The organism is Propionicimonas sp. (assembly GCF_047606205.1).
Taxonomy (GTDB): Bacteria; Actinomycetota; Actinomycetes; order Propionibacteriales; family Propionibacteriaceae; genus Propionicimonas.
Map to the genome: position 1 here is coordinate 1 of NZ_JASGES010000254.1, position 10,281 is coordinate 10,281.

The window sequence follows — 10,281 nt, forward strand, 5'->3', positions numbered from 1 at the left end:
CACGTCCTCGCTCGGAACAGCATCGTTCAGCAGCCGCCTAGCCGTCGATGACGGCGACCAGCTCGTCGAGGAAGGCGGGGAAGTCGGTGCCCCGGTGGACGAGCCGCTGGACACTGTCGTGCTCGCTGAACACCTCCACCAACTGTTCGAACACCGTCTGGAACGCGGCCCGGTCGCTCTCGGAGAAGGCGACCATGACGACCACCTGCACGCGGGACTCACCCCACGGGATCGGCCGGTCGGCCATGCCGACCGCGATCGCTGTCCGGCTCGCCGTCATGCTCAGCGCGTGCGGGACGGCCAGCGCGTCGGTGAACGCCGTGGACGACATCTGCTCACGCTCGATGGTGCGCTCGACGTAGCTGTCGTCGATCACTCCCTCCGCCACCAGGTGTGCGCCGAGCCGGCGGATGATCGCCTCCTCGCCCGCGTCCGGGTCGAGATCGCGGACGAAGGACTCCGGGGCGAAGTACTTCTCGAGTTCGGCGCGGAGACGGGCGAGCCGGCGGATCCTGCGCACCCGCATCGCGGCGGTGTGGACCCGCTCGACGTCGGCGTCGGTGAGGAACAGGGGGATCGGGACGATCCGGTCGCTGCGTTCCGGCGGCGCGATCGTGGTGAGGACCAGGTCGGTGTCCATGGCGTCCCAGTCGGGGTCGGCGCGCGTCTCCACCCGGACCACCTGGATCGTCCGGCCGAGCGAGCGGTCCAGGCTGGAACGCAACAGGCTGTCCAGGTCGTGGTAGCCGGGGCAGACGATCGTCGCCGTGGGCGGCGACCCGTCGGAGCGGTTGCGCTCCAGCCGGGCACCCACGTGCATGGCGATGTAGGCGATCTCCTCGTCGACCAGCGGGATGCCGAGCCGCTCCTGCAGCCGGGTGGCGATGTACACCGCCACCTCGAAGATCATCGGGTAGGACGCCTTCAGGGTGCGGGTCAGCGGGTTGCGCGACCAGGCCGAGTCCGCCACCCTCTCGACGAGGTTCTGCACGTGCAGGACCAGCCGCCAGGTGAAGTCCTCGCCCGACAGGTCGACGAGGAACTCCGCGGCCGCCGCGTCGCACGCGTCCTGGACGGCCTGCCGGACCTGCGGGTCGACCCGTTCCCGCGCGACGGCCTGCACCGATTCCAGGCGCGGCGCGGCCAGCCTGCTGAGCACGACCGCGGCCAGGAACTCCCGGTCGCCCTCGTTGAAGCGGATCCCGAAGTGCCGGATGGCCAGCTCGTCCAGCACCTCGCCGACGGCGACCGCGTCCCCGCGGAGCTCGGCGACTCCCGTCGTCAGCGGACGGCCGCGGGAGGTCCGGTCGGCGGCGATCGCGACGTGCATGAGGACGTCGGCGATCGCGTACTCGTTGACGAAGTAGCCCAGCCGTCCCAGAGCCTCGACCAGGTCGGCCTTGAACCGCGCGTACGCCTGCGCCCCGACCCGTCCCTCCCCGAGGACACGCATCAGGGCGGGGAAGTCGAGCGACTTCATGTCGGTCTGGTCGTGCACGAGCCGGCTCAGCACCCGCCGGTGCGCCATCTCGGTTCCCTGCAGCCAGACCAGGGAGCCCCGCCGCTCGAGGGCGAGGCCGCTGCCGCTCACGAACGAGCGGACGCGGGCGAGGTCGCCCTCCACGGTCGCGGAGGAGACGTAGATCTCCTCCGCCGTGTCGTGGACGTCGAGCGGCGTCTCCGACTCGAGCAGGCGGCGGACCAGCTGGTGCAGCCGGGCGCGGGGGGTGCCGGGCTCGACGGCGTCCTCCTGCTGGGCGGCGCGGGCGGCGGGCCCGGCGCGGTAGCCGAGGGCGCCGGACTCCACCACGACCCCATCGGCCACCCGTGTGTTCAGCGCGGCGACGTAGGTCCGCACGGAGCGGGGGGTGACCCCCAGGTAGTCGGCGAGGGACGCGGCGGTGACCCAGCTCTCCGCACCCACCAGTCGGGTGAGGAGCCTGTTCTGCCGAGACCTCGACACGTTCCGACCTCCCGCGGAGCTGCCCCGGGGCGTCGAAGCTGACGCCCTCGTGCAACAACAGTCAAACACGCCCGGGGCACGGCGATGTGTTCCCCCCGCCGGGACGCGTTGCGGCATTATTGCGCCCCGGCCGGCGCCCGGGAACGCCGCCGGCCGCAACTCGCTGGTCGACTCTTCCTTCCGCCCCCGCGGAAACTGTCGTGGTTGAGCTGACCTGTTCCGCGTCCGAGGATGTGGGCGAAGGAGGCATCAGTGAGGATCCTTGTGGTGTGTGGTGCGGGGGCGTCCAGCACGTTCGTGGCACAGCGCATCAACGGTGCCGCCCGGGCGCAGGGACTGGCCTGGCTCGCGGTCGCGACGAACGAGGTGTCGCTGACCGACGAGATCGCCTCCAGCGATCTCGTCCTGCTCGGTCCCCACCTCGCTCCGCACCTGGCCCGGATCTCGGCGCTGGCCGCCCCGAACGGGGTGGGCGTGGTCCTGATGGACGCGGACGCGTTCGCGGACGTCGACGGCACCCGGATGCTGGCCAGGATCGCGACCGCGGTCCAGGATGGAACCGTCAGACACGATTCGGGCGAACCTCACTGATCACCCTCGCCGACCGCACGGACGCGGACCCGGCTCCACCGTAAGAGAGGAATCGACAACTCATGTCAGCAACAACCACAGCACCCGCGCCGGGTTCGGTGCGGGTGGCGGTGCAGAAGTTCGGCACCTTCCTGTCCGGCATGATCATGCCGAACATCCCCGCGCTGATCGCGTGGGGCATCGTCACCATGTTCTTCATCCCGGCGGGCTTCACCCCGAACTCGGCGATCTCCACGATCGTCGGCCCGATGATCCACTACCTGCTGCCGATCGTGATCGCCTACACCGGCGGGCACATGGTCTACGGCGCGCGGGGCGGCATCGTCGCAGCCATCGGCGTGATGGGCGCGATCGCCGGCTCCGACTACCTGATCGCCCAGGAGAACGCCCGGTTGCTCGAGGTGTGGGTCGCGGCGGGCAATGACCCGGCCAAGTTCTCCGAGCTCGGCCAGGTGCACATGTTCATCGGCGCCATGATCATGGCCCCGATCTCCGCCTACAGCATGCGCTGGCTCGACCGGCTCTGGGAGGACAAGATCAAGGCCGGCCTGGAGATGCTGGTCAACATGTTCTCCGCGGGCATCTGGGGCTTCGTCCTGCTGCTGATCGGCTTCTACCCGATCGCCTGGATCGTGAACGGCGTCATGTCCGGCCTGAGCACCGGCGTGAACTGGCTGGTCTCCCACAACCTGCTGCCGCTGACCTCGATCATCATCGAGCCGGCCAAGGTGTTCTTCCTGAACAACGCCATCAACCACGGCGTGCTGACCCCGCTGGGCACCCAGCAGGCTGCCGACACGGGCAGCTCGATCCTGTTCCTGCTCGAGGCCAACCCCGGCCCCGGCGTCGGCCTGCTGCTCGCGTTCACCTTCTTCGGCATCGGCGCGGCCAGGGCGTCGGCTCCGGGTGCGGCGTTCATCCAGTTCATCGGCGGCATCCACGAGGTGTACTTCCCCTACGCGCTGATGAAGCCGACCCTGATCCTCGCCCTGATCGGCGGCGGCATGACCGGTGTCACCACCAACATGCTGCTGGGCGGTGCGCTGCGCGCGCCTGCCGCTCCGGGTTCGATCCTCGCCGTGGCCGCCCAGATCGCACCGGGGAAGTATGTCCCGGTCTTCCTCTCGGTGATCCTTTCGGCCGCGGTGACGTTCATCATCGCCTCGATCATCCTGCGTGCCTCGCGCTCCCGTGACCTGGCCGCCGAGGCCGCCGGCGCCGACTCCTTCGGTGCGGCGATCAGCGCGACCGAGGCGAACAAGGGCAAGGGCTCGGACGCGCTGTCCGGCCTGCGCGCCGGCACCGTCACCGCGCCGGCGGGTGCGGTGAAGTCGATCGTGTTCGCCTGCGACGCGGGCATGGGCTCCTCCGCCATGGGCGCGTCCGTGCTGCGCAAGAAGATCCAGGCAGCGGGCTTCAGCGACGTGAAGGTCGTCAACAAGGCCATTTCCAGCCTGGACGACAGCTACCAGATCGTGGTCTCCCACAAGGACCTGATGGACAGGGCCGCCCAGAAGACCCCGTCGGCGGTGCATGTCGCGGTGGACAACTTCATGGCTTCCCCGCGGTACGACGAGGTGGTCGAGATGGTCAAGGAGGCGAACAGCGACCCAAAAGCGTCTGAGCCCGCACCGGTAGCGGCTCCGGCCGCGCCGGCACGGGCCATCGTCACCGAACCCGCTGCCGAGGCGGTCGCCCCGGCGGCCGCAGCGACCGTGACCCCGGTGGCCGCAGAGCCGGAGGCGTCCGACGGCGTCCTGAAGCTGTCCTCGATCGTCCTGTCCGGGACGGCGGGCGATCAGGCCTCGGCGATCGACGAGGCCGGACGGCTGCTGGTCGCCGCCGGTGCGGTCGAGGAGGGCTACATCACCTCGATGCACGACCGGGAGAACTCGGTGTCCACCTACATGGGCAACTTCCTGGCGATCCCGCACGGCACCAACGAGGCGAAGGGGCTGATCCAGTCCTCGGCCATCTCGGTGGTCCGCTACCCCGGGGGCATCGACTGGAACGGCAACCCGGTGAAGTTCGTGATCGGCATCGCCGGCGCGAACGACGAGCACCTGGAACTGCTCAGCAAGATCGCAGAGGTGTTCCTCGACGCCGACTCCGTGGCGACACTGGAGAAGGCGACCACCGCCCAGGAGATCGCAGACACGTTCGGAAAGGTGAACGGGTAATCATGAAGGCAGTGCACTTCGGAGCAGGGAACATCGGCCGGGGTTTCGTCGGCCTGCTGCTGCACAACGCCGGTTACGAACTGGTGTTCGCCGACGTCGCAGAGGCGCTGATCCAGCGCTTGAAGGACGCCGACAGCTACGTCGTGCACGAAGTCGGGGAGGACCCGCGGACCCAGGAGGTCCGCGGGTTCTCCGCCCTCAACTCCGCCGCCGAGGGCGACGCCCTCACCGCGGCGATCGCGTCCGCCGACATCGTCACGACCGCCGTCGGCGCCCACATTCTCAGGTTCGTCGCCCCCGCCATCGCCGCCGGCATCGCCGCGCGTCCTCCCCGGTCGCCGAAGCTGGCCGTGATGGCGTGCGAGAACGCCATCAACGGCACCGACATCCTCGCCGGAGAGGTCCTGAAGTCCTATCCGGGCGACGACCTCGACGCGAAGGCGGTGTTCGCCAACACCGCGGTGGACCGGATCGTGCCCAACCAGGACCCGGATGCGGGCCTCGACGTCACCGTGGAGACCTTCTACGAGTGGGTCATCGAGACCACCCCGTTCGGCGGCACCCATCCGGACATCCCTGGCGTGACCTGGGTTCCGGACCTCGAGCCGTACATCGAGCGGAAGCTGTTCACGGTGAACACCGGCCACGCGACGGCCGCCTGGTTCGGCTACGCGGCGGGGATCGAGAAGATCTCCGACGCGCTGGCCGACCCGGGCGTCGCTGCCGCGGTGGCCGCGGTGCTGGCCGAGACCGCGTCCCTGATCGTGGCCAAGCACGGGGTCGACGCCGAGGTGCAGGCCGCCTACGTCCGCAAGATCCTCACTCGTTTCGCGAACCCCTACCTGCCCGACACCACACTGCGGGTCGGCAGGGCGCCGCTGCGCAAGCTGAGCCGCAACGACCGGTTCATCAGCCCCGCGGCCCAGCTCGCCGAGCGAGGCCTGGCCAGGCCGGCCCTGCTGGAGGCCGTCGGCGCCGGCCTGCGGTTCGACCCCACCGAGGACCCGGAGGCGGTCGAACTCCAGGCCCTGCTCGCCTCGGCGAGCGCGGAGGAGGTCGTCGAGAAGGTGACCGGGATCACCCCCGAGCACCCGCTCCACCCCGACCTCCTCGCCGTGGTGCGGGCCCGCCAGGCCGGCTGACCCACCTGTCACGAAGGACCGTCCCTCGTGCCGGTTTGCCGGGGGACGGTTTCTGGTGCCACCCGGACGCCAGCGGTGGTAGCGGTCTCACGTGGCGGGGGTAGCATGCTTCGGGCTGAATCGCCCCGCCCCGGACCTGGAGGTAGTCGATGAGTGTGCTGGCCGAGACCCTGCTCGGGGACGGCCGCGCGCTGCGCATCGTCGAGCCCGCCGCCGCGGACGCAGAGGCGATCTGCGCGCTGATCCGCGAGGCGTTCGGCAACCGTCCGGTGGTCGACCCGCCGCCTCCGGCGCTCTCCGAGACGCCTGAAGGCGTCACCGCGGCGCTCGCCGGCGGGTTCGGCGTCCTCGCCCTCGTGGACGACCAGCCGGCCGGCATCGTGATCGTGAGCGTGGACGGTCCGATGGCCGGAATCCACCGGGTCTCGGTGCGGCCGCAGCACCAGCGCCAGGGCATCGCCTCCGCCCTGGTCGAGGTGGCGATCGAGTTGCTCACCGTCCGGGGCGTCTCCGGGGTCGAGCTCGTCGCCCGCGAGGAGTTCCCCCAGGTCGTCACCTGGTGGCGGCGGCACGGTTTCGTCGAGGTCGCCAGGGACGGCACCAGCCTCACCCTCGCCCGGCAGCTGCCGGTGCGCCTGGCCGCCCCGACCGCCGAGGACACCCAGGCGATCGGACGCCGCCTCGCCCGCGTCCTCCGCGCCGGCGACGTGGTGATCGCCTCCGGCGACCTCGGTGCGGGCAAGACCACCCTGACCCAGGGCATCGGCGCGGGACTCCAGGTCGCCGGCTCGATCATCTCCCCGACCTTCGTGCTCTCCCGCGTGCACCCCTCCACCGTCGGCGGCCCCGCGCTCGTCCACGTCGACGCGTACCGTCTCGGCTCCGCGGCCGAGCTGGAGGATCTCGACCTTGACCTCTGGCTGGACGACTCGATTACCCTCGTCGAATGGGGCTCCGGCGTGGCCGAGGGTCTCGCCGAGGACTATCTCGAGGTGGACATCCGCCGCACGCTGGATCCCGCCGACGACACCCGCTGGATCTTCCTGACCCCGATCGGTGAGCGCTGGACCGCCGTCCGCGCCGAACTGGAGGCACTGTGACGCCGACATCCGCCACCACCCTGGGGATCGACACCGCCACCGACGTCAGGGCCGGAGTGGCCAGGAACGGGCACGTGGTGTCCGCGGGCGTCGTCGCCGATCGGAGGGCGCACGCGGAGCAACTCCTCCCGCTCGTCCAGCGCGTGCTCGCCGAGGCGGGGGCAACGCCCGCCGGCCTCACCGGGATCGTCGTCGGCGTCGGACCGGGCCCCTTCACCGGGCTCAGGGTCGGCGTCGCCGCCGCGATCACGATGGCCCAGGCGCTGGGGGTCCCGGTCACCGGGGTGTGCAGTCTCGACGTCGTCGCCCTCGCCTGGGCCGTGCGGGGCGATGCTCCCGCCGAGTTCGCCGTCGTCGCGGACGCGCGCCGCAAAGAGGTCTACTGGGCGCGGTACGACGCCCACGGGCACCGCGTCGACGGGCCCTTCGTCACCGCCCCCGGCGATGTTCCCGACCTGCCGCTCGCCGGCCCCGGCGTCGCTCTCACCGGACGCGACGGCGCGGGCCCGGACGCGATCGACGCCGGCCTGATGGCAGCGGCGGCCCACCGGCTGCCCGACGCCGGCCTCGTCCCGCTCTACCTGCGGCGCCCGGATGCCGAGGTGCCGACCGCCCGCAAGTCGACCCTGCTGCAACCGCGGCTGGCCATGATGGGGAACCGATGATCATCACCCACGCCCGCGAGACCGACCTCGCCGACATCCTCGAACTCGAACGCGCCGGCTTCGACGCGTCCGAGCAGTGGTCGCCGGCCGCCTGGGCCGACGAGCTGGCCGCCCCTGATCGCCACGTCTTCGCGCGGCTCGACCGGGACGCGCGGGTCATCGGCGTCGCCACCTTCAGTTGCGTGGCCGACATGGCCGACCTGCACCGCGTCGTGGTCCGGCCCGAGTTCCGCGGCCAGGGCGTCGCCGCGTCCCTGCTGCGCGCCGGCCTGGAATGGGCTGCTGCCGTCGGCGGCCGGCGGATGCTGCTGGAGGTTCGGCCCGACAACGAGCCGGCGGTCGCGCTGTACCGGCGTCTCGGGTTCGCGCCGGTGACCACCCGCCGCGACTACTACGGCCCGGGCAGGGACGCGGTGGTCATGCTGCGCCACCTGGCCGTCGACGACGAGTGGGCGGTGGAGTCGGCGTGATCACCGCACAGGCTTCCACCCGCCGGCCGCGCCCTTCCGAACGACGCGGGGAGGAGCGCGCATGAGCTCGTCGGAGCCGTTGGTCCTCGGCATCGAGTCGTCCTGCGACGAGACCGGTGTCGGCATCGTCCGCGGGCACGACCTGCTCGCCAACGAGGTCGCGTCCTCGGTCGAGGAGCACGTCCGCTTCGGCGGCGTCGTGCCGGAGGTGGCCAGTCGCGCGCACCTGCAGGCGATCGTCCCCGCGCTGCGCCGCGCCTGCGAGAAGGCGGACGTCGACCTGTCCGAGGTGGACGCGATCGCCGTCACCGCCGGCCCCGGCCTGATGGGCGCGCTGGTCGTGGGCGTCGCCGCGGCCAAGGCCCTGGCCGTCGCGCTCGACAAGCCGCTCTACGGGCTCAACCACCTCGTCGGCCACGTCGCCGTCGACCTGCTCGACCACGGCCCGCTGCCGCAGCCGTGTGCGGCGCTCCTCGTCTCCGGCGGCCACACGTCGCTGCTGGCGGTCAACGACATCACCGGGGACATCGTCGAGCTCGGGGCGACGATCGACGACGCCGCCGGTGAGGCGTACGACAAGGTGGCACGGCTGCTCGGCCTGCCGTACCCGGGCGGGCCCGTCATCGACAGGGCGGCCGCCGAGGGCGACCCGACGGCGATCGCGTTCCCGCGCGGGTTGACGGCGTCGAAGGACCTGGTCAGGCATCGGTTCGACTACTCGTTCTCCGGCCTCAAGACCGCGGTCTCGCGCTGGGTGGAGACCCGGCGCAGGGACGGGCTTGAGGTTCCGGTCGCCGACGTGGCCGCGTCCTTCCAGGAAGCGGTCTGCGACGTGCTCACCGCGAAGGCCGTGGACGCGTGCACCCACCTGGGGACGACCGACATCCTGCTCGGCGGAGGGGTGGCGGCCAACTCGCGACTGCGCACGCTGCTTCAGGAGCGCACGGCTGCCGCCGGCATCACCCTGCGCCGGCCGCGTCCGGGGCTGTGCACGGACAACGGAGCGATGATCGCCGTCCTCGGGGTCGAGGTGGTCACGGCGGGCCTTCGCCCGTCCTCACTGGACTTCGGCGCGAACTCCGGCCTGCCGGTCGGCACTGTCCTGGTCTGATGTTCACCCCCGTCATCGGCACGCTCGGCTACGTGCTCAGCACCGACGGCACCCGGGTCCTGCTGGTCCACCGCTCCCGGCAGGGCGACCAGCACGCCGGCAAGTGGAACGGCCTGGGCGGCAAGCTCGAACCCGACGAGGATGTCTACACCTGCCTGTGCAGGGAACTGCGCGAAGAGGCAGGCATCGAGGTGGTCGCCGCCCGCCTGCGCGGCACGATCTCCTGGCCCGGCTTCGGCGCGGGCGGCGAGGACTGGTTCGGTTTCGTCTTCGTCGTCGACGGCTGGACCGGGACGCCTCCGGAGCGCAACGACGACGGCCCGCTCGCCTGGCACGCGATCGATGAACTCGCCACGCTGCCGATGTGGGAGGGGGACCGCGCCTGGCTCCCGCTCGTCTTCGACGACGGCCCTGCGTTCCACGGCGTGATGCCGTACGTCGACGGCCGGCCGGCGAGCTGGACCAGCACCCGGCCCTGAGGCCGGGACGGCGCCGTCGGCTCAGGACTGCGGCGGCGTGACCTGGTCGGTGGAGCCGTTGGCGAGGTTCATCCGCTCCTGGACGCGGGCCTCGAGTTCTGCGTCCAGCTTCTTCTGCGAGGGACTCAGCCTCCCGGGCAGGCCGAGGCCGAGTCCGAGGAGCAGCCCGGCGCCGAGGACGATGCCGGAGATGATCAGCAGGTTCGGGCGCGGATCGCGGAGGTCGGTGTCGGTGGAGTACCGGGTCGCGATCTCCCAGATGACCTTCAGTTCGACGTTCATCGCCATGAACAGCATCACCCCGGCTGTCGCCACAGCGACCAGGCCGAGCACGAGAAGGATGACCTTGAGTACCTTCATTGCCGCAGGATAGGACACCCGCCGGCCGATCCGCTGCAGCGCGCCCACCCCGCGCGGGTCCTGGCCGCGGAGGATTGCGTAGGTTTCTCCCGTGGACATCGAACTCGCGCGCTGGCTGGTCTCGGAGGAGGCCGGGCCCGCCCTCGCCGAGGCGGCCGCCCAGCCCGACCCGGGTTCGCTGGCCGCCGCGACGGCGCTGCGCCGGCGCTGGCCCGCCGAC

General features: G+C 71.3%; 10 protein-coding genes. 8 read left to right on the forward strand and 2 right to left on the reverse strand.

The window, feature by feature from the left end; all coding sequences use genetic code 11:
• Positions 1–37 precede the first annotated feature (37 nt).
• Positions 38–2,080 (reverse strand): BglG family transcription antiterminator, encoded by a 2,043-nt coding sequence (locus QM633_RS15855; RefSeq protein WP_415154785.1) that lies wholly within the window; start codon positions 2,078–2,080, stop codon positions 38–40.
• Positions 2,081–2,215: 135 nt separating this feature from the next.
• Here QM633_RS15855 and QM633_RS15860 point away from each other — a divergent pair, with 135 nt between their 5' ends.
• From QM633_RS15860 to QM633_RS15895, 8 genes are all read left to right on the forward strand, one after another.
• Positions 2,216–2,554 (forward strand): PTS sugar transporter subunit IIB, encoded by a 339-nt coding sequence (locus tag QM633_RS15860; protein WP_415154787.1) that lies wholly within the window; start codon positions 2,216–2,218, stop codon positions 2,552–2,554.
• A 62-nt stretch (positions 2,555–2,616) separates the two neighbouring features.
• Positions 2,617–4,734 (forward strand): PTS sugar transporter subunit IIA, encoded by a 2,118-nt coding sequence (locus QM633_RS15865; protein ID WP_415154789.1) that lies wholly within the window; start codon positions 2,617–2,619, stop codon positions 4,732–4,734.
• Positions 4,735–4,736: 2 nt separating this feature from the next.
• The gene (locus QM633_RS15870; protein ID WP_415154791.1) at positions 4,737–5,876 is read left to right on the forward strand and encodes a mannitol-1-phosphate 5-dehydrogenase; all 1,140 of its coding nucleotides are present in this window, start codon (positions 4,737–4,739) and stop codon (positions 5,874–5,876) included.
• Between the two features lie 149 nt (positions 5,877–6,025).
• Entirely contained in the window at positions 6,026–6,976 is a 951-nt protein-coding gene (gene tsaE / locus QM633_RS15875; protein WP_415154793.1) for a tRNA (adenosine(37)-N6)-threonylcarbamoyltransferase complex ATPase subunit type 1 TsaE, read from the forward strand.
• Positions 6,973–7,641 (forward strand): tRNA (adenosine(37)-N6)-threonylcarbamoyltransferase complex dimerization subunit type 1 TsaB, encoded by a 669-nt coding sequence (gene tsaB, locus QM633_RS15880; protein WP_415154795.1) that lies wholly within the window; start codon positions 6,973–6,975, stop codon positions 7,639–7,641. The genes tsaE and tsaB overlap by 4 nt, the downstream gene beginning before the upstream one ends.
• On the forward strand, positions 7,638–8,111 hold the full coding sequence (gene rimI / locus QM633_RS15885; protein ID WP_415154797.1) for a ribosomal protein S18-alanine N-acetyltransferase: 474 nt from the start codon (positions 7,638–7,640) through the stop codon (positions 8,109–8,111). The genes tsaB and rimI overlap by 4 nt, the downstream gene beginning before the upstream one ends.
• A gap of 61 nt (positions 8,112–8,172) precedes the next feature.
• Positions 8,173–9,222 carry a tRNA (adenosine(37)-N6)-threonylcarbamoyltransferase complex transferase subunit TsaD gene (tsaD, locus tag QM633_RS15890; protein WP_415154799.1) on the forward strand — a complete coding sequence of 350 codons (1,050 nt, stop codon included), beginning with the start codon at positions 8,173–8,175 and terminating at the stop codon, positions 9,220–9,222.
• On the forward strand, positions 9,222–9,701 hold the full coding sequence (locus tag QM633_RS15895; protein WP_415154801.1) for an NUDIX hydrolase: 480 nt from the start codon (positions 9,222–9,224) through the stop codon (positions 9,699–9,701). Before tsaD ends, QM633_RS15895 begins: the two co-directional genes overlap by 1 nt.
• A 21-nt stretch (positions 9,702–9,722) precedes the next feature.
• On the opposite strand, the gene QM633_RS15900 is transcribed toward QM633_RS15895, so the two are convergent.
• Positions 9,723–10,061 (reverse strand): hypothetical protein, encoded by a 339-nt coding sequence (locus QM633_RS15900; protein WP_415154803.1) that lies wholly within the window; start codon positions 10,059–10,061, stop codon positions 9,723–9,725.
• Between the last annotated feature and the right edge of the window lie 220 nt (positions 10,062–10,281).

Excerpts from the sequence above, each read along its gene's own strand:
- rimI (WP_415154797.1), top strand. The coding sequence starts at position 7,638 with ATGATCATCACCCACGCCCGCGAGACCGACCTCGCCGACATCCTCGAA.
- QM633_RS15895 (WP_415154801.1), top strand. The coding sequence starts at position 9,222 with ATGTTCACCCCCGTCATCGGCACGCTCGGCTACGTGCTCAGCACCGAC.
- QM633_RS15865 (WP_415154789.1), top strand. The coding sequence starts at position 2,617 with ATGTCAGCAACAACCACAGCACCCGCGCCGGGTTCGGTGCGGGTGGCG.
- QM633_RS15900 (WP_415154803.1), bottom strand. The coding sequence starts at position 10,061 with ATGAAGGTACTCAAGGTCATCCTTCTCGTGCTCGGCCTGGTCGCTGTG.
- tsaD (WP_415154799.1), top strand. The coding sequence starts at position 8,173 with ATGAGCTCGTCGGAGCCGTTGGTCCTCGGCATCGAGTCGTCCTGCGAC.
- QM633_RS15855 (WP_415154785.1), bottom strand. The coding sequence starts at position 2,080 with ATGCCGCAACGCGTCCCGGCGGGGGGAACACATCGCCGTGCCCCGGGC.
- tsaE (WP_415154793.1), top strand. The coding sequence starts at position 6,026 with ATGAGTGTGCTGGCCGAGACCCTGCTCGGGGACGGCCGCGCGCTGCGC.
- QM633_RS15870 (WP_415154791.1), top strand. The coding sequence starts at position 4,737 with ATGAAGGCAGTGCACTTCGGAGCAGGGAACATCGGCCGGGGTTTCGTC.